General features: G+C 62.7%; 18 protein-coding genes and 6 tRNA genes. 14 read left to right on the top strand and 10 right to left on the bottom strand.

Annotated features, from left to right (window positions below):
* The first annotated feature begins 19 nt into the window (after positions 1-19).
* From AU381_RS27420 to AU381_RS27410, 3 genes are all read left to right on the top strand, one after another.
* Positions 20-3,118, top strand: coding sequence for an efflux RND transporter permease subunit (locus tag AU381_RS27420; RefSeq protein ID WP_064244735.1), 3,099 nt, complete (start codon positions 20-22; stop codon positions 3,116-3,118).
* Between the two features lie 28 nt (positions 3,119-3,146).
* On the top strand, positions 3,147-3,551 hold the full coding sequence (locus AU381_RS27415) for a hypothetical protein (RefSeq protein WP_064244799.1): 405 nt from the start codon (positions 3,147-3,149) through the stop codon (positions 3,549-3,551).
* A gap of 65 nt (positions 3,552-3,616) precedes the next feature.
* On the top strand, positions 3,617-3,943 hold the full coding sequence (locus AU381_RS27410; protein WP_064244734.1) for a hypothetical protein: 327 nt from the start codon (positions 3,617-3,619) through the stop codon (positions 3,941-3,943).
* 50 nt (positions 3,944-3,993) lie between these two features.
* Here AU381_RS27410 and AU381_RS27405 read toward each other — a convergent pair whose 3' ends face one another.
* The 3 genes from AU381_RS27405 to AU381_RS27395 form a co-directional block, all read right to left on the bottom strand.
* Entirely contained in the window at positions 3,994-5,493 is a 1,500-nt protein-coding gene (locus AU381_RS27405; protein ID WP_064244733.1) for a winged helix-turn-helix domain-containing tetratricopeptide repeat protein, read from the bottom strand.
* Between the two features lie 286 nt (positions 5,494-5,779).
* Positions 5,780-5,856 (bottom strand) — tRNA-Arg (locus tag AU381_RS27400).
* A gap of 33 nt (positions 5,857-5,889) precedes the next feature.
* The gene (locus AU381_RS27395; protein ID WP_064244732.1) at positions 5,890-6,195 is read right to left on the bottom strand and encodes an ETC complex I subunit; all 306 of its coding nucleotides are present in this window, start codon (positions 6,193-6,195) and stop codon (positions 5,890-5,892) included.
* Positions 6,196-6,721: 526 nt separating this feature from the next.
* On the opposite strand from AU381_RS27395, the gene AU381_RS27390 reads away from it, so the two are divergent.
* From AU381_RS27390 to AU381_RS27375, 4 genes are all read left to right on the top strand, one after another.
* Positions 6,722-9,331, top strand: a complete 2,610-nt coding sequence (locus tag AU381_RS27390) for a beta strand repeat-containing protein (protein ID WP_064244731.1) — start codon at positions 6,722-6,724, stop codon at positions 9,329-9,331.
* Between the two features lie 312 nt (positions 9,332-9,643).
* Positions 9,644-10,399, top strand: coding sequence for a response regulator (locus AU381_RS27385; protein ID WP_064244730.1), 756 nt, complete (start codon positions 9,644-9,646; stop codon positions 10,397-10,399).
* Positions 10,396-12,414, top strand: coding sequence for a hybrid sensor histidine kinase/response regulator (locus AU381_RS27380; RefSeq protein ID WP_082910394.1), 2,019 nt, complete (start codon positions 10,396-10,398; stop codon positions 12,412-12,414). The genes AU381_RS27385 and AU381_RS27380 overlap by 4 nt, the downstream gene beginning before the upstream one ends.
* 95 nt (positions 12,415-12,509) lie before the next feature.
* Positions 12,510-12,938 carry a globin family protein gene (locus AU381_RS27375; protein WP_064244729.1) on the top strand — a complete coding sequence of 143 codons (429 nt, stop codon included), beginning with the start codon at positions 12,510-12,512 and terminating at the stop codon, positions 12,936-12,938.
* 128 nt (positions 12,939-13,066) lie between these two features.
* Here the strand turns inward: AU381_RS27375 and AU381_RS27370 are convergent.
* The 3 genes from AU381_RS27370 to AU381_RS27360 form a co-directional block, all read right to left on the bottom strand.
* Positions 13,067-13,143, bottom strand: a tRNA-Pro gene (locus tag AU381_RS27370).
* Positions 13,144-13,219: 76 nt separating this feature from the next.
* Positions 13,220-13,705, bottom strand: a complete 486-nt coding sequence (locus AU381_RS27365; RefSeq protein WP_064244728.1) for a DUF192 domain-containing protein — start codon at positions 13,703-13,705, stop codon at positions 13,220-13,222.
* Positions 13,705-14,283, bottom strand: coding sequence for a cold-shock protein (locus AU381_RS27360; RefSeq protein WP_064244727.1), 579 nt, complete (start codon positions 14,281-14,283; stop codon positions 13,705-13,707). The genes AU381_RS27365 and AU381_RS27360 overlap by 1 nt, the downstream gene beginning before the upstream one ends.
* A gap of 193 nt (positions 14,284-14,476) precedes the next feature.
* On the opposite strand from AU381_RS27360, the gene AU381_RS27355 reads away from it, so the two are divergent.
* From AU381_RS27355 to AU381_RS27330, 6 genes are all read left to right on the top strand, one after another.
* Positions 14,477-14,917 (top strand): VOC family protein, encoded by a 441-nt coding sequence (locus tag AU381_RS27355; protein ID WP_064244726.1) that lies wholly within the window; start codon positions 14,477-14,479, stop codon positions 14,915-14,917.
* A gap of 485 nt (positions 14,918-15,402) precedes the next feature.
* A complete protein-coding gene (locus AU381_RS27350; protein WP_064244797.1) occupies positions 15,403-16,719 on the top strand; it encodes a D-Ala-D-Ala carboxypeptidase family metallohydrolase in 1,317 nt (438 codons plus the stop codon).
* Positions 16,720-16,890: 171 nt separating this feature from the next.
* Positions 16,891-16,966 (top strand) — tRNA-Glu (locus AU381_RS27345).
* A 249-nt stretch (positions 16,967-17,215) separates the two neighbouring features.
* Positions 17,216-17,291, top strand: a tRNA-Glu gene (locus tag AU381_RS27340).
* Positions 17,292-17,350: 59 nt separating this feature from the next.
* Positions 17,351-17,425 (top strand) — tRNA-Glu (locus AU381_RS27335).
* A gap of 169 nt (positions 17,426-17,594) precedes the next feature.
* A tRNA-Glu gene (locus tag AU381_RS27330) sits at positions 17,595-17,670 on the top strand.
* 75 nt (positions 17,671-17,745) lie between these two features.
* On the opposite strand, the gene recJ is transcribed toward AU381_RS27330, so the two are convergent.
* The 4 genes from recJ to AU381_RS27310 form a co-directional block, all read right to left on the bottom strand.
* Positions 17,746-19,548: a single-stranded-DNA-specific exonuclease RecJ gene (recJ, locus tag AU381_RS27325; RefSeq protein ID WP_064244725.1), complete on the bottom strand. Its 1,803-nt coding sequence runs from the start codon at positions 19,546-19,548 to the stop codon at positions 17,746-17,748.
* 122 nt (positions 19,549-19,670) lie between these two features.
* The gene (locus AU381_RS27320; RefSeq protein ID WP_064244724.1) at positions 19,671-20,993 is read right to left on the bottom strand and encodes a homoserine dehydrogenase; all 1,323 of its coding nucleotides are present in this window, start codon (positions 20,991-20,993) and stop codon (positions 19,671-19,673) included.
* Positions 20,994-21,066: 73 nt separating this feature from the next.
* Positions 21,067-22,284, bottom strand: coding sequence for an LL-diaminopimelate aminotransferase (locus AU381_RS27315; protein ID WP_064244723.1), 1,218 nt, complete (start codon positions 22,282-22,284; stop codon positions 21,067-21,069).
* Positions 22,285-22,407: 123 nt separating this feature from the next.
* On the bottom strand, positions 22,408-22,713 hold the full coding sequence (locus tag AU381_RS27310) for an SHOCT domain-containing protein (protein ID WP_064244722.1): 306 nt from the start codon (positions 22,711-22,713) through the stop codon (positions 22,408-22,410).
* Between the two features lie 109 nt (positions 22,714-22,822).
* Between AU381_RS27310 and phaC the strand changes: the two genes are divergently transcribed.
* Entirely contained in the window at positions 22,823-24,667 is a 1,845-nt protein-coding gene (gene phaC / locus AU381_RS27305; RefSeq protein ID WP_064244721.1) for a poly(3-hydroxyalkanoate) polymerase subunit PhaC, read from the top strand.
* The last annotated feature ends 14 nt before the right edge of the window (positions 24,668-24,681 follow it).

The raw sequence follows: 24,681 nt of genomic DNA, 5'->3' as shown, positions 1-24,681 counted from the left end.
TTACCGAGGGAGGATTATCATGACGAGGTTCAACCTTTCCGACTGGGCGCTGCGCCACAAGAGCATCGTCGTCTATTTGATGGTCTTGGCCGCACTTGCCGGCCTCTGGGCCTATTCGACGCTTGGCCGGGAAGAAGACCCGGCCTTCACCATCAAGACGATGGTTGTGAAGACGCTGTGGCCGGGCGCCACCGCGGTCGACACCGTCGCACAGATCACCGACCGCATCGAGAAGAAGCTGGAGGAGCTACAGAACCTCGACTACGTCAAGAGCTACACCAAGCCTGGCGAATCTGTCGTCTTCGTCAACCTCAAGGACACGGTGCCGGCGGCCGAGGTGCAGCCTCTCTGGTACCAGGTCCGCAAGAAGATGGACGACATCAAGTCAACGCTACCCTCCGGCGTGATGGGTCCTTATTACAATGACGAGTTCGGCGACACCTATTCGCTGATCTATGCGCTGACCGCGGACGGCCTATCGCATCGCGAGCAGAAAGACCTGGCGCTCGCCCTCAGGGCGGATATCCTGGAAGTGCCTGACGTCGCCAAGGTCGATCTGATCGGCCAGCAGGACGAGAAAATTTATCTGGAGTTCTCGACGCAGAAGGTGGCGGCGCTTGGCCTCGACGTCGGCACCATCTCGCAGGCGCTGCAGGCGCAGAATGCACTGACACCGAGCGGCACCGTCGATGCCGGGCCGGAACGCATTGCGATCCGCGTTTCCGGCGAGTTCACCTCGGAAGAGAGCCTGAAGGCGATTAATCTCTATGCCGACGGCAAGTATTTCCGTCTCGGAGATGTCGCGGAAGTCAAGCGCACCTATTCCGACCCGCCGCAGCCGCTTTTCCGCTTCAACGGACAGCCGGCGATCGGCATCGCCATCTCGATGAAGCTGGGCGGCGACGCGCTCGCGCTGGGCGAGCAGATAAAGGAACAGGCCGAGGATTTGCGGCGCGACCTGCCGCTCGGTGTCGAGCTTTCGCTGGCTGCTGATCAGTCGCGCATCGTCGAGGAATCCGTTGGCGAGTTCACCAAGAGCCTCGCCGAGGCGGTGGCGATCGTGCTTGCTGTCTCCTTCCTCGCCCTTGGTTGGCGGCCGGGCATCGTCGTGGCGGTCGCCATTCCCCTGGTGCTGGCGATCACCTTCGTGCTGATGGATTACTTCGGCATTTCGCTGCAGCGCATTTCGCTCGGCGCCCTGATCATCGCATTGGGTCTTCTCGTCGACGACGCGATGATCGCGGTCGAGATGATGATCTCCAAGATGGAGGAAGGCTACGACCGCGTATCCGCCGCCACCTACGCCTATACATCGACAGCGTTCCCGATGCTGACGGGCACTCTAGTGACGATTGCCGGCTTCGTACCTGTGGGTTTCGCCAAGAGCGGCGCCGGCGAGTACTGCTTCTCGCTCTTTGCCGTCGTGGGCATCGCGCTGATCGTCTCATGGGTTGTCGCCGTGCTCTTTACGCCGCTTACCGGCGTCGCCCTCCTGCCGGAGCGCATCGCGACGCATGGCGCTCACGAAAGCTCACGCATGCTCCGCTGGTTCCGTCGCGTGCTGGAGCAGTCGATGCGGGCCAAGTGGATCGTGATCGGTGCCACGGCCGGCCTCTTCGGACTTGCAGTGGTGGCGATGAACTACGTGCCGCAGGAATTCTTCCCGAAGTCCGACAGGCCGGAAGTCATGGTCGATCTTACCCTGCCCCGCACCGCCTCCATCGACGCGACGCGCCACGTCGTTGACCGCGTGGAAGAGATTCTGAAGAAGGATCCCGACATCGACCATTGGACCTTCTATGTCGGTCAGGGCGCGGTGCGGTTCTATCTGCCTCTCGACGCGCAACTTGCGAACGACTTCTTCGCCCAGGCCGTGGTCGTGACCAAGGGGGCCGACGTTCGCCAGGGCGTGATCGATCGGCTGGAGGTGGCGCTCTCCGCAGACTTCGACGATGTGATGTCGCGCGTGACGCCGCTCGAAATGGGCCCTCCCGTCGGCTGGCCGCTGAAGTTCCGCGTATCCGGACCCGACATGGACGCGGCGCGCAGCTACGCGCAGGAGTTTGCCCAGGTCATCGGTGCCAACCCGCATGTCCGCAACATCAACTACGACTGGAATGAGCCGGCCAAGGTGATCAAGGTCGAGGTCGACCAGGACCGCGCGCGGGCGCTCGGGATCAGTTCGCAGCAGCTTTCGGAAGCGATCAATGCGGTACTAAACGGGTCGACGATCACGCAGATGCGCGACAGCACCTACCTGATCGACGTTGTCGCGCGAGCCGTGCCGGAGGAGAGGGCGAAGCTCGACACGCTTCGCAACCTGACCGTCACCGCCTCCGGTGGGCGGCGCATCCCGCTCGCCCATGTGGCCACCCTCGCCTACGCAACGGAGCCGCCACTGATCTGGCGCCGCGGCCGCGTGCCCACAGTCACCGTCCAGGCCGACGTCACGCCCGGCAGTGACCCGACCGCCATCGTTGAGGCACTCGACTCCGATATCAATGCCTTCGAAGGGCGGCTGCCGCATGGCTACCATGTTGCGCTCGGCGGCGTGATGGAGGACAGCGCCAAGGCGCAGGCCAGCATCTACGTGGTCTTCCCGATGATGCTACTGCTGATGACCACTGTGCTGATGGTTCAGCTCAAGAGCTTCCAACGCCTCGTGCTCGTGTTCACGACGGCACCGCTCTCCCTCATCGGCGTTGCCGCGGCACTGCTTCTCTCCGGGGCTCCGATGGGCTTCGTCGCGATCCTCGGGGTGATGAGCTTGATCGGCATGGTGATCCGCAACTCGGTGATCCTGATCGCCCAGATCGACCAGCACATCGCCGATGGCGAGGAGCCGTGGTCGGCGGTGATCAGCGCCACGGAACACCGGCTGCGGCCGATCCTGCTGACTGCCGCCGCGGCGATCCTCGGCATGATCCCGATCGCGCCGACGGTATTCTGGGGTCCGATGGCCTACGCGGTCATGGGCGGCCTGGTGGTGGCGACGCTGCTCACCCTGGTTTTCCTGCCGACGCTTTACGTCGCCTGGTTCCGGATCAAGGCGCCGCAGCCATCGGAATCGCGTGGGGCCATCGAACAGCCGGCGCCCATGCCGATCTCGGCTTACTGAGTGAAACGCACTTCGAAGGAACATGAACATGCTTGCCTACAGACATTTCGTCCTGCGCTTCGACGCGGCTTTCCTGCTCATCGCTTCGACCGGCGGTCTGGCGGTCGACATTGCGGGTTCCTTTTTCGCAAGAGGGCCGGAAGCGCTGCTCCTGGACGGGGTGCCAGGTGCCGCAATAGGCTTCATCGAAGCCCATGGTCTTGCCTTCATACTCGGGGTGATGCTGTGGCGAGCGGAGAGCGCCCGCAGTTGGCACGTCGTCGGGGCCGTGGTGCACCTGCTGCTCGGCACCGCCAATTTCCTGTTCTGGCAGTTCTTCACTCTGACCGGAACGCTTGCAGCAGGGTACGTGACGACCAGCCTGCATGGCTTCTTCGTCTTCGGCCACCTTTGCGCTCTCAACGCCATTCGATCGGAGGTACCCGCTCACTGATCCGCGCTCAACCCGTGCGAATTCATTGCCGGAAGCAAACCTGCCAACCCAGAAGGATAACTTCAATGACTGCACTGAAACTTCATGCCTCCCGCGCGCTTGGGATCGCCATCGCGCTCACAGTTGCGTTGATCGATCTGACAGGGTTCTCGCCCGCCTTTTCCTTCGTAGGCAGCGCCGAAGCCCGCATCGGACGACCCTTGACGCCGGTAAGCGTTGCCGGCGTCGCCCGCCGCACCACGCGCCGCGTGATCCGACGCACCGCCGTCACCGTTGCGGCACTCCCGGCCGGCTGCGTCTGCACATATGTCAACGGCGCCCGTGTCTGGCGCTGCGGCAGCGCCTACTATCAACCATACCGCGGAAGTTATGTGGTCGTCGTGTTCGATTGAAGTGATGCGCGGCGGTAGCGCTCAACGGACCTGCCGGAACGATGCTGGCTTCAGGTACTGCCGAGAGCCAGCATAATTCCGTCGGTCAGATGCTCGGCATCGCCGCGGTGCTCGAAGGGTATGCCGCTCCTGGCATAGTCGAGCGGGAAGAAATTCGGGTCGCGTTCCCTGGCTCTGGCAAGCTGCTGCCGTGCGTCCTCCATCCGGCCGAGCTGGGCATAGCAGGCCGCCAACCGCGTCGATATCCATGGCGCCGGCCGCGTCGCCATCTCGAGCGCCTCAGCCGCGGGTCGATATTCGCCGATCAGGTAGAGTGCGAGGGAGCGGTCGTACTGGCACCAGTGCGGCTGTAGCGGATCGATGCGGATAGCCCGGTCGAGCCAGCCGAGCGCGTCGACAGGACGTCCGCGCATCGTCAGAACGTAGCCCATCTGTTCGATCGAGTCGGCGTCATAGGGATTGAGCGTCAAGCCGATCCTGAGATGACGCTCCGCCGCCTCGTGCTCGCGCATGTAGAGTCTCACAAGGGATTGAACGCGCCGGCACGGCGACTGATCGGGCGCGAGCGCAACGGCACGTTCAACGAGATCATGCGCCTCGGCCAGCACGGCCGGGCTCGCGCGGCCGAACTCGGCGATGACGATGCGCGACAGAGCCAGGTAGGCAAGGCCGAGGCCGTAATTCGGATCCTTGGCCAAGGCTGCGAGGAAGAGGGTTTCCGCCCCCTGGAGATCGCTCTGAGCCGGATCGCGCAGCAGGGCCAAGCCCCGCAGCACCAGTTCATAGGCGGCAAGGCTGGTGACGGGCTTCCGAATGGCCTGCTGCAGCCCGGCATTGTCGACGCGCGCCACCAGGCGGCCGACAATCGCTTCGATGATATCGCTTTCGGCAAGGAAGAGACCGGTCCCCTCGGTCACGTAGCGTTCGCCCCAAAGCTGGGTTCCGTTGGACGCATCGGCGAGACTGACGGCGGCGACGATGCGGTCGCCATGCCGATTGACCGAGCCCTCCACCACATAATCGGCGCCAATGCGCGCACGGATCTGCTGCCATTCCGGATAAACGTAGGAAGCGAAGGAAAAACTCGAATTGCGCGCCAGCACCGTGAAGGTTCCGAAGCGTGCAAGACCGTATATGATGTCCTCCGCGAATCCATCGACGAGCGCGTCGTCCGACGGATTTCCGCTGTCGTTGCGAAAACGGAGGACCGCCACGATCGGCTGCCGCGAGAGGTCCGGCAGTTCCTCGGATCCGACAGCCAGCATGTAGCCGCGTTTCGACACCGTCCGGATCATGTTCTCGCCCAGCGTCTTGCGGATTTCGCGAATCGATTGGGTCAGCGAATCCTCGGTGACGAAGATCCCGGGCCAGGCTGCGTCCATTAGCTCGGATTTCGGAACCACGCGTCCTGTATTTTCCGCAAGATGGGCAAGAATCGTATAAGCTTTGGGCCGCAGGAAGACAGGCTCGGCGCCCCGCCGAAGCGTGCCTTGGGCCAGGTCCAGCGTGAAGCTGCCGAACCGGAAAACTGAGACGGTCGATTCCGGCATGCCGATCCCTCAACTGACAAAACGATACTCCCAAATGGCAACGGACGTCAGACATAAAGCGCGTTGACTGACCGGCCGCCGCTGACGGCTTTGGTCACCCCGCGAGAAGTCAGTGGAGTCGGTGGCCCTACACCCGACAAATGCCCTCATCGCAGCAACGGCTAAGCCAATCCTGGCAAACCACGAAGGTGAAGCGCGACAGTTTCTTCCCCGATGGTCCTGAGCATCCGGCGGGGACGGATCTCCTCGTCCGCTGCAACAGCATAAACGCGTCCTTGAGTTAATTTGGCGACCCCTGCAGGACTCGAACCTGCGACAACCTGCTTAGAAGGCAGGTGCTCTATCCAGCTGAGCTAAGGGGCCGTTGGGCCGGTCGCCCGGGCCTTGCCATGGACCTCAATGGGTCCAGGGCTGCATCCGATTGAAACGGAAATTGTCCGAATAGGACACATTCTTGCGCGTCGCGTCCTTCGGCGCGATGACGCGGTATTCGATGCCGTTGCGTTCCGCATAGGCGATCGCCTGCTCGGCGGTTTCGAAGGTCAGCCGCAACTGCTGACGCGTGTCGCCGGAGCTTGTGTAACCCATGATAGGGTCGATGGTGCGCGGCTTTTCCTGATCGAACTCCAGCACCCACAGATGCGTCTTGGCCTTGCCGGACTGCATGGCTGTCTTCGCGGGACGATAGATCTTCGCGGACATTGCTTTCAAACGGCTCCCGTCTCTCTCCCGCGCATCACCCGAATGCGCGAAGTCGCTGTCGTATCTCGGACTTTGAGCATGGTCTATCCCGGATCGCTTGCAAAACCGCAAGACTCATGCCCTGCGAGGCAGTTTCTGCCCCACGCTGCATCTTCCCTTAGCGCAGAATGATCTAAAACGGAATGACTTCCGACAGGAAAATACAGCTTTTTCAAGCGCGTGCCGCGCGTAGCCAAGATGACGGGCGGGCACGATTTCCTGCTCTCGAAGGCGCCCGGTCGCGGGCTGCCTGCTGTCTTCGGCTGGATAGCAAAATCAGAGAGTTAAAGGAGGCAACACAAGGCTCCGGACTTCAGCTAACCTCGAATGTGCATCTAGGCAGAGACGCACGCGGCTGTAGGCTTCGGCGCGGCTTCCCCACTCGCCGCTGAAACAATTGAAACAAAAATCCCGTCCCGCGAACCACGACTGAAACGATCATTTCCTATCGATGTTCCCATCAAACGATCCTCAAGGGAACACGATCATGACTGTCAACGTAATCTCCGGAGCCAACACCACCCAGATCAATGCCACCATCGACACCAACCAGTGGCTGTTGGCGGAGGGCGCGACGCTTGCCGTGAACGGCTCGGCATTCAACGCAATCGGCGATGCCGACCACCGGGTGATCCAGATCAACGGCCAGGTGATTGCCGATGCCAGCGGCGACGGCGTGACGCTGGGCAATCCGGATGACGTTTCTCAAGCTAAGCAGAACACGGTGACGATCGGGAAGACCGGCAGCATTGCCGCCGATGATACTGGCGTCGAATTCTACGCCAGCTCAAGCCAGCTGAACAATCACGGCCAGATCGCCGCCGCCTATGGTCTTTATGGGTCCGGCACGAATACCCAGATCGTCAATACGGGCAGCATCGCGGCTATGCACACCGGCATATATGTCGACGGAAGCGGGACGAACATAGAGAACTATGGTGTCGTCTCGGGATCGCAAAGTGCGGCTGTCGTCCTCATTGGCGGCAACGCAAATGTTGTCAACGAGGGGATGCTGTCGAGCAAGGCGATGACCTCAACGATGCTACTCCTTGGCGGTAGCAACTTTGTCGCCAACGGCGGCGTCATCTCGAACCCCAACTATACTGCGGTCAGGTTCGATTCCTCGGCGGGCGTCAGCAACGAACTGCAGAACTCTGGGCTGATCCGGTCGGGCGGGGCGAACGTCAGTGCCATCTCCGGCGGCGACGGCGTGGAGTTGGTCTACAACTCCGGCCGGATCGAGGGCGCGGTCGTGCTCGGAGCGGGCGATGACCTCTACGACGGCCGCGGCGGCGAGATCACAGGCGAAGTAGCGGGCGGCCTGGGTGATGACACCTATGTCGTCGACGACGCGTCGATTGCCCTGGTCGAGACTGCGGCAGGCGGGTTCGACACGGTGCGCTCGACGGTCTCCTTTGCACTCGGCAGCGAGATCGAAATTCTCACGCTGATCGGCAGTGGCAATACGGATGGCATCGGTAACGAACTCACCAATTCGCTGACCGGCAATGCGGGCGACAACCGCCTCTACGGCGAGGAAGGCGACGACCTGCTCGAAGGCGGGCGCGGCGCCGACCGCTTGAGCGGCGGCGAAGGGACTGATCTCGCAACCTATGCCCACGCCGCTTCGCGCGTCGTGGTCGATCTCACCAAGGGGACCGCCAGTGGCGGCGAGGCCGAGGGCGACACCCTCATTTCGATCGAGCAGCTGATCGGCTCGGGCTATGACGACACGCTGGTCGGCAATGCCGCCGCCAATTCGCTCCGGGGCTGGAACGGCAATGACACGCTCGAAGGCCGCGGCGGTGCCGATACCCTGACCGGCGACGACGGCCTCGACACGGCGAGCTATGCCGCCTCGGCTGCCGCCGTAACGGTCAACCTGACGGCCAACACCGCAAGCGGCGGCGACGCGACCGGCGACGTACTCTATGACATAGAGAACCTGACCGGCTCGGCCTTCAACGACGCCCTCACCGGTTCGGCCGCCGCCAATGTGCTCAAGGGTGGCAACGGCAACGACACGCTCGAAGGCCGCGGCGGCGCCGACGTGCTCAACGGCGGCGCCGGCATCGACACGGCGAGATATGCGGCTTCCGCCGCCGGCGTCACCGTCAACCTGGCCACCAACACCGCCAGCGGCGGCGACGCGGCCGGCGACCAGTTCGTCGCCATTGAGAACCTGTTGGGCTCGGCCTTCAACGACGTCCTCACCGGTTCGGCTGCCGCCAATGTGCTCAAGGGCGGAAACGGCAACGACACGCTCGAAGGCCGTGGCGGTGCCGACCTGCTCGACGGCGGCGCCGGCATCGACACGGCGAGCTATGCCGCCTCGGCGGCGGCCGTCACCGTCAACTTGACCGCCAACACCGCAAGCGGCGGCGATGCCGCCGGCGACAAGTTCGCCGGCATCGAGAACCTGTTGGGCTCGGCCTTCAACGACCTCTTCACCGGTTCCGCCGCCGCCAACACGCTCAAGGGCGGCAACGGCAATGACACGCTCGAAGGCCGCGGCGGCGCCGACCTGCTCGACGGCGGCGCCGGCGTCGACACGGCGAGCTATGCCGCCTCGACCGCCGGCGTCACCGTCGATCTGACCGCCAACACAGCAAGCGGCGGCGATGCGGCGGGCGACAAGTTTTCCTCGATCGAGAACCTGAAGGGCTCCGGCTTTGCCGACAAGCTTCTCGGCTCGGCCGGCGGCAACCGCCTCTGGGGCGGGGCCGGCGATGATACGATCGACGGCCGTGCCGGCAACGACAGCCTGACCGGCGACGCCGGCAACGACAAGCTGATCGGCGGCGCCGGTCTCGACACGCTTTTCGGCGGCACCGGCAATGACGTGTTGACCGGCGGCGCGGACAAGGACGTCTTCGTCTTCAAGACCGGCTCGCAGGCCGACCGTATCGCCGACTTCCTCGACGGCACCGACAAGATCGATCTCGCCGGCTTCGATGCAATCACCGACTTCGCCGACTTGAAGGCGAACCACGCCGTCCAGTCCGGCGGCGCCGTCGTCATCTCCTACGGCACCGACAAGCTGACGATCGACAACTTCACCCTCGCCAAGATGGACGTCTCCGACTTCCTGTTCTGACGGCGGGCCTCCAAGCAGCCCCTGCCTGCTGCAGGCCCCGGCGGTCTCCGCCGGGGCCTCTGCACCTGCCAGGTCCGGTGTGGGGCAACCGGCGGCAGCGACCGGCAAACAATGGAACCCGTCTGATCGACCTGCGGGGCCTTTTCTTGTTGCTTCGCTTATGGCTCTGAAACGTTTCAGGTCTCTTCGCGTGGTGCATTTTGTCCTATGGTTGCGCTACGGCATTACACGCGTTACACGTGAACCGCTAATAAACATGGGGGCGCGTCCGGCAGCATCACCGGGTGCAATTCAGGGTCTCAAGGATATCGAATGTCTCCAGGGTCAGAACCGACATTGCCGCGCGTCATCGTTGTCGATGACGAGCAGGACTTGCGCGATATGGTCGCCGACTATCTGACCCGGAACGGCTTTGCGGTGCGCACGGCTGGCGGCAGCGCTGCACTCGACCGCGCGCTTGCGACGGAAGAGGCAGACCTCATCCTGCTGGACGTGAACATGCCCGACGAGGACGGTTTCTCGATTGCACGTCGGCTCGCCGGCACCAGTAACGCAGCGATCATCATGCTGACGGCGGCTGACGACGTTGTCGACCGGATCGTGGGACTGGAAGTCGGTGCAGACGACTACCTGTCCAAGCCTTTCGACCTGCGGGAATTGAAGGCGCGCGCCCGGGCTGTGCTGCGCCGCAGCCGCCGCGCCGTGCAGCCCGTGAACGGAGGAAGCGGCCAGGCGACACCTAACGGCATGAGCCACGTGCCCTTCGGCAAGGCCTTAATCGATCTCGATGCGCGCTGCCTCGTGCAGCCCGACGGAACGCGCGAGACTTTGACCGCGATGGAGTTCGACCTTATCGACGTGTTTCTCCAGAATCCGCATCGCATCCTGACCCGGAACCGGCTGCTCGACCTGGCGCACAGGCGTGACAACGATCCCTTTGACCGCAGCATCGATGTGCGCGTCACGCGCATCCGCAAGAAAATCGAGGCCGATCCGTCGAAGCCGCAAACGATCAAGACCGTGCGCGGCGCCGGATACATCTTCACGCCGGGAAAGGACAGGGCATGAACCCGCCAATCGATATGCGCGAGCTTGTGCGCCCCGTCGGCAGCGAACCGGACCCGACCCTCCCCGTCACGGATCGGCGGCTGCTGAAGGCCCTGTTCGACACGGTGCCCGACCGCGCGGTTTTTATCGATTGCGATCTCTGCTACCGCTACGTCAATCCCGAATTCGTCGCCTTCATCGGCAGACCGGAAGAGGAAATCATAGGCGAGAGCGTCGGGCAGTTGCTTGGCGAAGAGGTTCTCCAGGCCTATCTGCCGATTCTTGAGCGATTGAAGTCAGGCGGCAGCTTCAACTGGGAGGGATGGGTGGACTTCGGCAGGCGCGGCCGGTTCTATGCCCAGGAATCCATCACACCCTACCGGATCGATGGTGGTCCGATCCTCGGCTACATCGCCGTCGCACGCGACATGACCCAGTTGAAGCTGCGTGAGCAGGAACTGGCCGAGCAGGTAGTCCAGCAGCAGGCGGCACAGGCCTATCACGCGGCCGTCGTCGCTTCGGCACTGGACTGTATCGTCGTTATCGACGAGGAAGGGCTCGTCACGGACTTCAACCCGGCCGCCGAGGCGGTGTTCGGCTATGCGCGGGACCAGGCGATCGGCAGGTGCATCGCCGAACTGATCATTCCGGAGCAATATCGCCGGGCCCACACGGAGGGATTGGCATCCTATATCAGGACCGGCAACAGTCGCGTTCTCGGGCGCCGGATAGAGCTGGCGGCGATCCGGGCGGACGGGAGCGAAATTCCGATCGAACTTGCGATCACGGAGGTATCGCTCCTCGGCAAGCGGCTGTTTGCGGCGCACATCCGTGATCTCACCGAAAGCCGGCAAGCCCGGGCCGAGATCGAGCGGCAGCGAGAGGCGCTGCACCAGAAGGAGAAGCTCGCAGCGCTCGGCTCGCTCCTGGCCGGTGTCGCGCACGAGCTGAACAACCCGCTGTCGATCGTTCTTGGGCAGGCGATGATGCTGAAGGACAAGCTCGGTGGCGGCACGGTGGGTCCCGAGCAAGTCGCTGACCTGGCGCAGCGCAGCGGCAAGATCGAGGCAGCGGCAAACCGCTGCGCTCGTATCGTACGCAGCTTCCTGGCCATGGCACGCCAACGCAAGGTTGAGCGCCGCCCGACGGCGCTGTCGCGCGTCGTGTCAGAGGCGCTGGAACTGTTGAGCTACAGCCTTCGCAGCTCGGGTATCGTCGTGGAGACAGACGTGCGGGTGGACCTGCCGCACGTGTTGGTCGACAGCGACCAGTTGCATCAGGTCCTTGTCAATCTGATCGTCAACGCCAACCAGGCGCTCGAGGAGCGCCCGGCGGCCGAGCGGAAAGTCCGCATCAGCGCCCGGCACGACACAATGGCCGGTACGCTGAGGCTTGACATCTGCGACAACGGCCCCGGCGTTCCGCACGCCATCCGCTCGCGCATATTCGATCCGTTCTACACGACGAAGTCGCAGGGTGCCGGCACCGGTATCGGCCTTGCCGTCTCCCGGGGACTGATGGAGGCCAACGGCGGCACGATCGAGGTCGGTGACAGCGGCTTCGCCTCCGGGGCAAGATTCACGATCACCCTTCCGGTAGGCGACGAAGAACAAGGCGCTGCGCCGCAACCCGGCGGTCCGACAGAGGCGTCCGCTGCGGTCGATGTGCGCGAACCGGTTCTCATCGTCGATGACGAGGAGGAGATCGCCGCACTGCTCTGCGACCTTGCCGGGGATCTGGGCTATGCGACCATATCGGCCAAGAGCGGGGAAGATGCGAAAACGAAGATCACCGCACAGGCGGGGAGGATCACGGCGATCCTGTGCGACATCCGCATGCCGGACGGCGACGGTCCCTCGCTCTACGACTGGCTGACGATCAACCATCCACGTCTCGCCGACCGGATCTGCTTCGTCACCGGCGACACGTTGGGGCCCGCCGCGGGCCGCTTCCTTGCCCGGTCGGGTTGTCCCGTGATCGAGAAGCCGTTCAGCCCGGAAGACATCCGCCGCGTGCTCGCCTCCCTGCCGCGCTGAAACAATTGAAACAAATGCGTCCTGCAACGAACTACGACTGAAACAATGTCCTGCGAGTGTCCTCCAGCAACACACCGGAATGCAGGAGAGCAGACATGCAGGAACAGGATATCATCTTGCTGGAAACGAGCTTCGCCGAAGTCGCGAAGGTGAAGGAGGACGCGGCAGCGCTGTTTTACGAGCGGCTGTTCGTCAACGATCCCGCACTGCGGCCGATGTTCGAGCACGCCGACATGCGCGAGCAGGGTCGGAAGCTCATGGCGGCGCTCTCGCTCGTCGTCGGCGCGCTGCGCCGGCTCGACGCGATGATCCCGGCGCTGGAGCATCTCGCGGTCAAGCATGTGGAATATGGAGTGCGGCATGCACATTACGCCACGGTCGGCAAGGCGCTGATCGAGACACTGTCGCTCTTCTTCGGGCCCGTATTCACACAGGAGATGCGCGCAGCCTGGACAAAAGCCTATGACGTCGTGTCGGGCACGATGATCGCCGCCGCGGAGAGGGCGGGTACTGCCGAGCGATGACCGTCGAACACGCTGTCGGTCAGCCGGCGAACACACCAAGCCGAAGCTGCTTGCTCCCACAATGCTTCCACAAGGGAAGCTCCGGGTGATTGCGTAAGCAATAAAATGTAGGGATTTCAGTATGCTGATGGTCGGAGTGGAGAGATTCGAACTCCCGACCCTCTGGTCCCAAACCAGATGCGCTACCAGACTGCGCTACACTCCGAACCGACGAAGGCGGAGATACACACTTCGCCTTCCACCTGCAACAGCAAATTTGGTCATGCCGGCGTAGCCGGGCTTCATCGCGCGCCCGCCGGAATCCGCGCACCCGTGATCCGGTCGCCCAGCCTTATCCCGAGCCGTTGCACCGTTCCGGCGTTGAGCTCGAGCACGAAGGCGACCGGCTCTTCCGAATCGATGATCGCTTCCGACAGGGGAACGGCGTTCTCATGGATGGTTCGAACGGTGCCTTCCTCGGCGATGAAGAGCATGTCGAGTGGCAGATAGGTGTTCCTCATCCACATCATCACCCGCCGCGTCTCGCCGAAATCGAACAGCATGCCATGGTCCGGCGCCATCTGGCGGCGGTGCATCAGGCCCTGTTCGCGCTGGTCCGGTTCGACCGCCAGCTCGACGGTCAGGTCATGGACCCGCCCCCCACTGGTGAGAAGCCGAAGCTTGCCTCTTTCGAAGGAGACATCCGCGGCCAGCGACGCAACGGACACCGACAACAAAAAAAGCGCCGCAAGGGCGCTTCTCGCAAGAATGTCACGAAACACGCGCATCAATGCGACCGGTTGGTCGGTGTCGGGCCGTCCGGATGGATTTCAGCAGCCATCAACCCCTTCTCCCCGTCGCCGAAACGGCACAGCACCACCTGGCCGGGGCGAAGTTCCGTCAAGCCGAAACGGCGCAAGGTTTCCATATGCACGAAGATATCCTCGGTGCCCTCCCCGCGCGTCAGGAAGCCAAACCCCTTGGTACGGTTGAACCACTTGACCAGAACCCGTTCCAAGCCACTCGTCGGCGTGACCTGAACATGGGTACGTACCGGCGGGAGCTGCGAAGGGTGAACCGCGGTCGACTGGTCCATGGAGAGGATGCGGAAGGCCTGGTAACCGCGATCGCGCTTTTGCACGAGCGCCACGACACGCGCCCCCTCGAGCACCGTCTGATAGCCGTCGCGCCTGAGGCAGGTGACGTGCAGCAAAACGTCCTGCATGCCATTGTCGGGAACGATGAAGCCGAATCCCTTGGCGACGTCGAACCACTTGATGACGCCGGTGATCTCGATGAGATCAAGAGCGTCATTGCCCAGGCCGTCATTCTCGATGACGCCTTTTGAAGATGTTCTGTCCGCCATTCTCCCAGCCCCTCGTTACGCGCAACTCTCGATACGGTTAACTGATTCTTATGGACCAGAATAACATCGTCCCGCCGCGCATGCGCAAGTCCCTCGACATAAATTGGCCGGGGTCATTTATGGGGCCGCAGGCTTGCCTCTGGCTTGCTCTCACTTAAGTATACGCCATCTTCTGCGAAACAGGGACAATCCAATGCGCTATCTGCACACGATGGTTCGTGTAAAGAACCTCGACCAGGCTCTCCATTTCTACTGCACACTCTTCGGGCTGCAGGAGATTCGCCGGTACGAGAACGAGAAAGGCCGCTTCACGCTCGTCTTCCTCGCCGCACCCGGCGACCTCGACCGCGCCAAAGCGGAGGTGTCGCCCTGCCTGGAACTCACCTACAACTGGGACACCGAGGACTATAGCGGCGGACGCAATTTTGGTCACCTCGCCTATGAGGTCGATGACATCTACGCCTTTTGCAATCATTTGATGGACAACGGCGTGACGATCAACCGACCGCCCCGCGACGGTCACATGGCCTTCGTCCGCTCGCCCGACGGCATTTCGATCGAGATCTTGCAGAAGGGTGAGCACCTTCCGGCACAGGAACCCTGGGCCTCGATGGGCAACACCGGCTCCTGGTAAGCCTCGCGCAACCCGGAGCGCCCATGGTGCGGATGTGCGACCGGTACCGCAATGGTTCCCCCGATCGGAGACGACCCGGGGACAGCACAATGCGGCACTTCAAAGTGGTACAGTGAGCTGGCGCGTCCGAACGCGTGGCGCTGTAGACCGGTTCGGCACGGCGCGAAGGACCGAACTCGAAGATCGATCGAGAGGCATCAAGGCCCGGCCAAAGCGCCGGGCCTTCGCATTTGGTTTTGGTCGGAAAGGTTAGCGCCAGTTTACAAATCGCGCGGCATCTACTAATTTCCGCGCCATAGTTGAAACGGGGCTATGCTTCGCAATCGTTTGCGGCACCTGGCTCTTTACTTGGCCTGACCTTCCCGTGGCGGGATAACTTCTCGCCGCGAGAGAAAAGTTGTCTGTTCCGATCAATGTTCGGAACTGGGACTTGATGCATGTTCACGGGCGATTCCGGGACATGCACGGAAAGCGGGGATAAGACGTTGCAACAGCTGGATTCGAAACGCGCGCTTCTTTCGGTCGGGCGCGCCGCGGCGTTCTCCGTATCACTCCTTGCTCTGGCCAGTTGCGTCTCGGCAGTGGCGGACAGCGAGGGCGCCAATCCGGTCGAATCACAGCAAGCCGTCGCTCCATCCAGCGCCACGACGCCGAACTCCGAAGGCGGGCTTCCCGCCGAACAGGCCGCCGCATCCGGCGCCGGCACAAACGCTCAGCAGCAAACAGAGGATCCGGCTGCCCAAGCGGACACGAGCGCTTTGCAACAGGGCCTGGCGATGCAGAGCACCGGCCTCAACGCCACATCGTCGAGCATCTACGGGCAGTCGCCTGTCACCGGGACCGTGCCATCGAGCGGAACACCAGCCGGCGTCGATGCCCAGCCGGGAGTGAACGCAGCGAATAGCAGCCTTTTCAGCGGCGCCCGGCCGGCTGCGACGCCTGTCTTGCCGGATCAGGAAGGCGCGAGCAACGCAATTCCGACAAGGCCCGGGGCGGAAAACGCTCCAAGCGTGGCAGACCTTCCTTCCGCCGTTCCCTTGCCCACGAGCGCGCAGGCGGCGCGTACCGGTGAGGTTTCCGCTCCTCTGCAGGCGGTCGAGGTCGCATCCGCCGGGCAGGTGACGCCGCCCGTGGCGGAGCCCGCCCAGCCCACTTCCCCCGGTGACGACGAGGAGAAGGACCCGCAGCGGACAGGCAGGAGCTGGACTCTCGCAAATCTCTTTGCCGCCAAACGCAAACTGAAGCTTCGCAACAGCAACGAAAGCGACGCGGGCGCCGGGGAGAAGCGGACCATCACGACCGCGAATGCGCCTGAGCCTCAGGTCGCCTCCCTCGCCTACACGGCGCTGCCGGGTGTCAAATTGAATCCGCTGTTCAACCTGGAGCACGCCGACCACGCGGGTGAAGAGGATGACGCGCCGGTCGAGGTAGCCAATCTCTCCGGTCTCGCCCGCCTGGCGCCAAGCGGCCTTATCCTGCAGACCGAGAGCGTGGAAACCGGCTGCTTCAAGCCCGCTCTCATGGAGATGCTGAAGAGCGTAGAGAGGCATTACGGCCAGAAGGTGATGGTCACGTCAGGGCTTCGCCCGATCAAGGTCAACCGCAAACGCCAGTCCCTTCACACACGTTGCGAAGCGGCCGACATCCAGGTCAAGGGTGTCAGCAAATGGGATCTCGCCGACTATCTGAGAAGCCTGCCCGGCCGTGGCGGCGTCGGCACCTATTGTCACACGGAATCCGTGCATATCGACATCGGCCGGGAGCGCGACTGGAACTGGCGCTGCCGCCGCCGCAACGGCTGAGGAATGGCCCGCTTGGGCGATGTCATTTTTCTGAGAAAAAGTGAGATTTGCCGCTTGCGGGAATCCGAAGCGCTCTCTATAAGCCACCTCGTCTTGCAGCGCCATGCGCCGGTTCCGGCGGACAAAGGTTGCTGCAAAACTTGACTCGCACGGACCCAAAACCGTGCAGAGGCGCCCATCGTCTAGCGGTCTAGGACGCCGCCCTTTCACGGCGGAAACACGGGTTCGAGTCCCGTTGGGCGTGCCATTCTCCTTCTCCAATACTTGCGGATACTTGGGCATTGTCCCTCTCGGCATGCTTATGCTTGTGCACGACAAGGGCCTGAGGCTGTGCTCTTAAAAATCACGCAGAAAAATCAAAAATACTGCTTCGGGTGACTTGCGGGAATACCAGACCCCCTCTATAAGCCACCTCGTCTTGCAGCGCCGCGCGGCGTTCCGGCGCGCGAAGGTGGCTGCAACACTTTGACTCGCACGGTTTGAAAACCGTGCAGAGGCGCCCATCGTCTAGCGGTCTAGGACGCCGCCCTTTCACGGCGGAAACACGGGTTCGAGTCCCGTTGGGCGTGCCATTTTCCTCCTCTTTCCCATTTCATCTTTTTCATAGTATGTTGCTGAAGCTTCGGCTTAGGCGCCCATCGTCTAGCGGTCAGGACGCCGCCCTCTCACGGCGGTAACACGGGTTCGAGTCCCGTTGGGCGTACCAAATTTTTCTCCACCATTTTCCCAAAGAAAATCGAACTTAGGCGTGCTCGGTCACTTGCGGGAATCCAAAGGCGCCTCTATAAGCCACTTCGTCTTGCAGCGCCGTGCGTTCCGGCGCACAAAGGTCGCTGCAACACTTTGACTCGCACGGGGTTCAAAACCGTGCAGAGGCGCCCATCGTCTAGCGGTCTAGGACGCCGCCCTTTCACGGCGGAAACACGGGTTCGAGTCCCGTTGGGCGTGCCATTCCAGCGTTTTCAGAAATTCCTTCAATTGCATGGTGCAAACCACTGACGCGGCTTGGTAACTTGCCTCGGCGAATCAATTGGCCTTCGCTGCGTCCGTCACACGCAGTTGCACCCGGCGCGATCCTTGCCAGAGATCCGCCGAAACCGAACCGGCGACATGAACCGTCGACCCGCGATTGCCGAGCAGGAAATCGCCGAGCGGCGTTTCCGTCGCCCGGAAGGCGATGCCGTCTATGCGGCTGCCGTCATGGCCCTCGAGCGTCACCTTGACATGATTGGCGCCGACTTGGCGGCTGTCGCGCAACCGATGCTGGGGAAAGGCGAAGACCGGTTGCGGATGGGCCGAGCCATAGGGACCGGCCTGGTCGAGAAGGTCGACGAGGTCGAGCGTCGCCCCTGCCGCTGCCAGCGCGCCGTCGAGCCTGAGCGTTTCCACGGCGACAAGATCGCGTACCGCACTCTCGGCGCGCTCCTCGAAGAATTGGCGCAACCGGCCTAGCTTGGCCCGCTCGACCGTCAGGCCGGCGGCCATGGCATGTCCGCCGCCTTTGACGAGAAGGCCATCGTCGACTGCCGCGCGAACCAGCCTTCCCATGTCGAAACCGGTGATCGATCGGCCGGAGCCCGTCCCCCGGCCGCTCGGATCGAAGGCGATGGCAAAGGTCGGCCGGCGGAATTTCTCCTTGATGCGCGCCGCAATGAGGCCAACGATGCCGGGGTGCCAGTTTTCCCTGGCGGTAACAATCACGGAGGCCCCCTCGCCCGTGCCGTATTCCGCCAGCACCTCCGCCTCCGCCTCGGCGAGCATCGCCGCCTCCATCGCCTGCCGCTCGCGATTGAGCTCGTCGAGCTGGCTGGCGATCACTTCGGCCGCCATCGCGTCCTCGAGGGTCAATAGCCGGCTGCCGAGCGCGGCATCGCCGATCCGGCCGCCCGCATTGATGCGCGGTCCGATCAGGAAACCCAGATGATAGGGCGTGACCGGGCCACCGATCGCGGCCTTCCGCAGAAGGGCCGCCAGGCCGAAATTGCCCATATGCCGCGCGGCGATCAATCCCTTGACCACATAGGCACGGTTCAGCCCCTTGAGCGGAACGACGTCGCAGACCGTTGCAAGCGCGACGAGGTCGAGCAGGGCCAGCAGATCGAATGAGGCGGCACGCACATCGCCCTCAAGCCGCAGAACCCGCAATGTGTTGACGAGCACCAGATAAACGACGCCGGCGGCGCATAGGTGCCCCTGCCCGGATAAATCATCCTCGCGATTCGGATTGACGAGCGCATGGCACGGCGGAAGGGTTGCGCCGACCTGGTGGTGATCGATGACGACCACGTCGATCCCGCGCTCGGCAGCAACGGCGAGCGACTCATGGCTGGTCGAACCGCAGTCGACGGCGACGATCAGACCGGCACCGTTGCCGATCAGCTGCTCGATCGCCTGCGGGTTCGGCCCGTAGCCCTCGAAGATGCGATCGGGAATATAGATCTCCGCCTGGACACCGAAATGGCGGAGGAACCGCAACATCAGCGCAGAGGAGGCTGCGCCGTCGACGTCGTAGTCGCCGAATATCGCGACCTTGTCGCCGCGGCGAATGGCATCAGCGAGCCGCTCCGCGGCCTTGCGGCAATCGGTCAGGACATCCGGATCTGGCATCAGCGCGCGAAGCGTCGGGTCGAGAAATCGAGCCGCGTCGTCCAGACTGACGCCGCGGCCTGCCAACACCCGTGCGATGAGCTCCGAATAGCCGTGAACCTGGCTGATCGCCAAAGCGCGATTCTGTCCGGCCTGATCGAGGCGCGACACCCAGCGCTGACCGCTGATCGAGCGTTCGACGCCGAGAAATGCCCGCTCTATCGGATCCGCCAATACGTCCATGCTGCCTGTCCACCCGAAGTCCCTCCGTTCTTAACGAAGATTTTAAGGCGGAAAAACAGGCAGGCCGGGCGCTCCGGCCTGCAACAGGCACGCCGGAGCGGTTTCTCAACAGATTTAACGGATCACCAGTCCTTGGGCCGCTCGATGCGGATCACCTGCGGTTCGCCGACGAGATAACCCTCGCCCTTGATCGAGACGATCGCCTTGCGCACGGCGGCTTCGTGGGTCGCATGCGTTACCAGAATGATCGTTTTCGGCTCCGCAGGATCCGCGTAGTGCTTCGAATGCTGCATGATCGATTCGAGCGAGATGTCGTTTTCCGCCATATGCCGGGCGATGTTAGCGAACACGCCGGTGCGATCGACGACTTTCAGGCGGATGAAATAGCCGCCCTCGTGGCTCTGCATCCGGGCGCGCTTGTAGGGTAGCAGGGCCGTGGTGGGCCGTCCGAACGCCGGGACGTGCTGGGCGCCCGGGCGGCTCTTGGCGATATCTGCAATGTCACCGAGCACCGCCGAGGCCGTCGCATTGCCGCCGGCGCCGGGGCCAACCATCAGCAATTCGCCCAGAATGTCGGACTCGACCGCCACCGCGTTCGTCACGCCGTCGACCTGTGCGATGACGGAATCATAAGGCACCATCGTCGGATGGACGCGCTGCTCGATACCGCTCTCGGTGCGCTGCGCCACGCCGAGCAGCTTGATGCGGTAGCCAAGGTCGGCCGCTGCCTGGATGTCCTCGATCGAGATATTGGTGATACCTTCCAGGTAGATGTCGTCGGCGGCGATCGCCGTGCCGAAGGCGAGGCTCGTCAGGATCGAGAGCTTGTGGGCGGTATCGTTGCCCTCGATATCGAAGGACGGGTCCGCCTCGGCGTAGCCAAGGCGCTGCGCTTCCGTCAGGCAGGCTTCGAAGGTCAGCCCCTCCTTCTCCATCTTGGTCAGGATGTAGTTGCAGGTGCCGTTCATGATCCCGTAGACGCGCGAGACCGTGTTGCCCGTCAGGGACTCGCGGAGCGCCTTGATGACCGGGATGCCGCCTGCGACCGCCGCCTCGTAGTTGAGCAGCGCGCCCTGTTCCTCGGCGATGCCCGCGAGCTCGATGCCGTGCTTGGCAAGCAGCGCCTTGTTGGCGGTAACCACATGGATACCGCGCTCGAGTGCCGCCTTGACCGACGAATAGGCCGGGTCCCCGGCCCCGCCCATCAACTCGACGAAGACGTCGATATCCGCTTCGGATGCGAGCGCCACGGCATTCTCGAACCAGGCGGTCTTCGAAAGATCAACGCCGCGGTCCTTGCTGCGATCCCGGGCCGCCACGGCAACAAGCTCGATCGGCCTTCCGCATGTCGTTGCCAGCATCTCATGACGTTCCTTGAGAATCCGCACGAGCGAGGCACCAACCGTCCCCAAGCCCGCAATGCCGATTTTGAGGGCATCTGCCATAGCAAGTTCCTAACATGTAGAAGGCGCCCCGCCGGTCTGGCGGGGCCATATTGCGCGAAAGTCGGCGCTGTTCTTACCGATGTGCATTCAGCGAGACGACATTGTGCATCGTCTCATCCGCCGTCGACAGGAAGCGCTTGATGTTGCGCGCCGCCTGACGGATGCGGTGCTCGTTCTCGACCAGCGCCAAGCGGACATAGTCGTCGCCCTGCTCGCCGAAGCCGATGCCGGGCGCCACCGCCACATCTGCCTTCTCGACGAGCAGCTTGGAGAACTCCAGCGAACCGAGGTGGCGGAACTTCTCGGGGATCTTCGCCCAGGCGAACATCGTCGCGGGTGGCGGCGGCACTTCGAAGCCGGCCTTGCCGAAGCTGTCGACCATCACGTCGCGGCGGCGCTTGTAGATGTTGCGTACTTCGGCGATGTCGCTGCCGTCGCCGTTGAGCGCCTGCGTCGCAGCCACCTGGATCGGCGTGAAGGCGCCGTAATCGAGATAGGACTTCACCCGCGTCAGCGCCGCGATCAGCCGCTCGTTGCCGACGGCGAAGCCCATGCGCCAGCCGGGCATCGAGAAGGTTTTCGACATCGAGGTGAATTCGACCGTCACGTCGATCGCGCCCGGCACCTCCAGCACCGAAGGCGGCGGATCGTCGTCGAAGTAGATTTCCGAATAGGCGAGATCAGAGAGCACGATAATGTCGTGCTTCTTCGCGAAGGCGATGACGTCCTTGTAGAAATCGAGCGTCGCGACCTGGGCCGTCGGGTTGGACGGATAGTTGAGGATCAGCGCCAGGGGCTTCGGGATCGAGTGCTTCACGGCGCGCTCGAGCGGCGGGAAGAAGCTCTCGTCCGGCTCTACCGAGATCGAACGGATGACGCCGCCGGCCATCAGGAAGCCGAAGGCGTGGATCGGATAGGTGGGGTTCGGGCACAAAACGACATCGCCCGGAGCGGTGATCGCCTGAGCCATGTTGGCGAAGCCTTCCTTCGAACCAAGCGTGGCGACGACCTGCGTCTCCGGGTTGAGCTTGACGCCGAAGCGGCGGGCATAATAGGCCGCCTGGGCGCGGCGAAGCCCCGGAATGCCTTTCGACGAGGAATAACGATGGGTGCGCGGGTCCTGGACGACCTCGCACAGCTTGTCGACGATCGACTGCGGAGTGGGAAGATCCGGATTGCCCATGCCGAGGTCGATGATGTCAGCACCGGCGGCTCGCGCGCTTGCTTTCAAACGGTTGACCTGTTCGAAAACATAGGGCGGCAAACGCCGGACTTTATGAAACTCTTCCATCTCCAGACCTCATTTGGCGCGCGCTTTTGCGGGCCTCTCGGCAATCGCTCAACATGCGCGGGGTGAATGGCCGTCATTGCGGCTATTCAACGCTTTGCGGCCAAATCACGAGAAAGGCAAGTGCTAATTCTCGATCTGTTTCAGCGCTTCGGCCCCGTGCCGTTCGGCAAGCAACTGCAATTCCTTCAGACGGCGCTGATACTCCGCTTCGGAGATGGCGCCGGATTTGCGCTGAGCTGCCAGCGCCGTCAGTTGCCCCTGCATGTTCACCGCATCTTCGTCGGTCATCTGCTGCATGGCGGCAGGCTTCTGCCCGTAGACCGAAGGATAGCTGGCAAGATCGGCCGTCGAACTGCATCCGGCAAGCATGCCTGCAAGAATCAACCCGGAAATCCGGGAAAGCGAACGCTGGTTTCCGACGACGAGCATGCTGGCGATGACCTCTGCTTTTAAGGGGCGACGATGCGCTAGCCCTTGTAATCATTTTCGGGCAGAATGTAAAAATACAAAACAAACAACGTGCTGTGGAGGACGCCGGGTGACATCAGACAAGGCCGAGGACACCACGGGCAAGGGCGGCTATTCGGGATTCGATCCAAAATCGGTCGAGCCTTATATCGTCAAGGACCCCCAGAACCTGGCCATCAACCTGGCCCGCGCCGTCGAACAGATGGGAAAGGCGGCGTCCGCGTGGTTGGCGCCGCGGGAGGCCGGCGAGAAAAAAGACACCTACGCCGAGCCTGTCTCCGACATGGTCAAGACTCTCTCCAAGGTCTCCGAATACTGGCTTTCCGATCCGCGTCGGACGCTGGAAGCGCAGACGCATCTGATGGGAAGCTTCTTCGACATCTGGTCGCGATCACTGCAGCGGATGGCCGGTGACAGCGTCGCCGAATCGGAGAGCCTCCAACGCAACGACAAGCGCTTTGCAGACGAGGACTGGGTGAAGAACCCATTCTTCGACTTCATTCGCCAGGCCTATTTCGTGACATCCGACTGGGCGGAGAACATGGTCAAGGATGCCGAAGGGCTTGACGACCACACCCGGCACAAGGCGGCCTTCTATGTCCGCCAGATCTCCAGCGCGCTCTCTCCCAGCAATTTCATCACGACGAATCCGCAACTCTACCGAGAAACGGTGGCAACAAGCGGGGCCAACCTCGTCAAGGGCATGCAGATGCTCGCCGAAGACATCGCCGCCGGGCGCGGCGAGCTGCGGCTCAGGCAAACCGATACCAGCAAATTCGCCATCGGCGAGAACATTGCGATCACTCCCGGCAAGGTGATCGCGCAATCCGATATCTGCCAGGTCATCCAGTATGAAGCGAGCACCGAAACGGTGCTGAAGCGGCCGCTGCTGATCTGTCCGCCGTGGATCAACAAATATTACGTGCTCGACCTCAACCCGCAGAAATCCTTCATCAAATGGGCTGTGGACCAGGGCCACACGGTCTTCGTGATCTCCTGGGTCAACCCGGATGAGCGCCACGCCAGAAAGGACTGGGAGGCCTATGCCCGCGAAGGCGTCGGTTTCGCACTCGACACCATCGAACAGGCAACCGCCGAGCGCGAGGTCAATGCGATCGGCTATTGCGTCGGCGGCACTCTGCTCGCCGCCACCCTGGCGCTCCATGCCGCCGAGGGCGACGACCGGATCCGTTCGGCGACGCTTTTCACCACCCAGGTGGATTTCACCTATGCGGGCGACCTCAAGGTCTTCGTCGACGACGACCAGATAGAGCTGCTCGAAGCCAATATGAGCAAGACCGGCTATCTCGAAGGCTCCAAAATGGCTACCGCCTTCAACATGCTTCGCGCGTCCGAGCTGATCTGGCCCTATTTCGTGAACAACTATCTCAAGGGTCAGGATCCCCTGCCCTTCGACCTGCTCTACTGGAATTCCGATTCGACGCGGATGCCTGCCGCCAATCACTCCTTCTATCTGCGCAACTGCTATCTCGAGAATAAGCTCGCCGAGGGCGAGATGGTGCTTGCCGGCCGCAAGGTGTCGCTCGGCGACGTGAGAATCCCGGTCTACAACCTGGCGACCAAGGAAGATCACATCGCGCCGGCGAAGTCCGTCTTCCTTGGCAGCGGGTCTTTCGGCGGCAAGGTCACCTTCGTTCTCTCCGGCTCCGGCCACATTGCCGGCGTCGTCAACCCGCCGGACAAGGGCAAATACCAGTTCTGGACGGGCGGACCGCCGAAGGGCGATCTCGAGACATGGCTGGAGAAGGCCAAGGAAACGCCAGGCTCCTGGTGGCCCCATTGGCAGGACTGGGTGGAGCGGCTGGACAAGCGGCGCGTTCCCGCCCGCAAGGCCGGAGGACCGCTCAACTCCATCGAGGAAGCGCCGGGCTCCTATGTGCGCGTACGCGCCTGAGACGTGGACACGCA

The sequence above is a fragment of the Sinorhizobium glycinis genome (assembly GCF_001651865.1).
Taxonomy (GTDB): domain Bacteria; phylum Pseudomonadota; class Alphaproteobacteria; order Rhizobiales; family Rhizobiaceae; genus Sinorhizobium; species Sinorhizobium glycinis.
The sequence above is the reverse complement of the archived record's forward strand: the minus strand, read 5'-3'. Positions and strand labels throughout refer to the sequence as shown.

Excerpts from the sequence above, each read along its gene's own strand:
- AU381_RS27420 (WP_064244735.1), top strand. The coding sequence starts at position 20 with ATGACGAGGTTCAACCTTTCCGACTGGGCGCTGCGCCACAAGAGCATC.
- AU381_RS27415 (WP_064244799.1), top strand. The coding sequence starts at position 3,147 with ATGCTTGCCTACAGACATTTCGTCCTGCGCTTCGACGCGGCTTTCCTG.
- AU381_RS27410 (WP_064244734.1), top strand. The coding sequence starts at position 3,617 with ATGACTGCACTGAAACTTCATGCCTCCCGCGCGCTTGGGATCGCCATC.
- AU381_RS27405 (WP_064244733.1), bottom strand. The coding sequence starts at position 5,493 with ATGCCGGAATCGACCGTCTCAGTTTTCCGGTTCGGCAGCTTCACGCTG.
- AU381_RS27395 (WP_064244732.1), bottom strand. The coding sequence starts at position 6,195 with ATGTCCGCGAAGATCTATCGTCCCGCGAAGACAGCCATGCAGTCCGGC.
- AU381_RS27390 (WP_064244731.1), top strand. The coding sequence starts at position 6,722 with ATGACTGTCAACGTAATCTCCGGAGCCAACACCACCCAGATCAATGCC.
- AU381_RS27385 (WP_064244730.1), top strand. The coding sequence starts at position 9,644 with ATGTCTCCAGGGTCAGAACCGACATTGCCGCGCGTCATCGTTGTCGAT.
- AU381_RS27380 (WP_082910394.1), top strand. The coding sequence starts at position 10,396 with ATGAACCCGCCAATCGATATGCGCGAGCTTGTGCGCCCCGTCGGCAGC.
- AU381_RS27375 (WP_064244729.1), top strand. The coding sequence starts at position 12,510 with ATGCAGGAACAGGATATCATCTTGCTGGAAACGAGCTTCGCCGAAGTC.
- AU381_RS27365 (WP_064244728.1), bottom strand. The coding sequence starts at position 13,705 with ATGCGCGTGTTTCGTGACATTCTTGCGAGAAGCGCCCTTGCGGCGCTT.
- AU381_RS27360 (WP_064244727.1), bottom strand. The coding sequence starts at position 14,283 with ATGGCGGACAGAACATCTTCAAAAGGCGTCATCGAGAATGACGGCCTG.
- AU381_RS27355 (WP_064244726.1), top strand. The coding sequence starts at position 14,477 with ATGCGCTATCTGCACACGATGGTTCGTGTAAAGAACCTCGACCAGGCT.
- recJ (WP_064244725.1), bottom strand. The coding sequence starts at position 19,548 with ATGGACGTATTGGCGGATCCGATAGAGCGGGCATTTCTCGGCGTCGAA.
- AU381_RS27320 (WP_064244724.1), bottom strand. The coding sequence starts at position 20,993 with ATGGCAGATGCCCTCAAAATCGGCATTGCGGGCTTGGGGACGGTTGGT.
- AU381_RS27315 (WP_064244723.1), bottom strand. The coding sequence starts at position 22,284 with ATGGAAGAGTTTCATAAAGTCCGGCGTTTGCCGCCCTATGTTTTCGAA.
- AU381_RS27310 (WP_064244722.1), bottom strand. The coding sequence starts at position 22,713 with ATGCTCGTCGTCGGAAACCAGCGTTCGCTTTCCCGGATTTCCGGGTTG.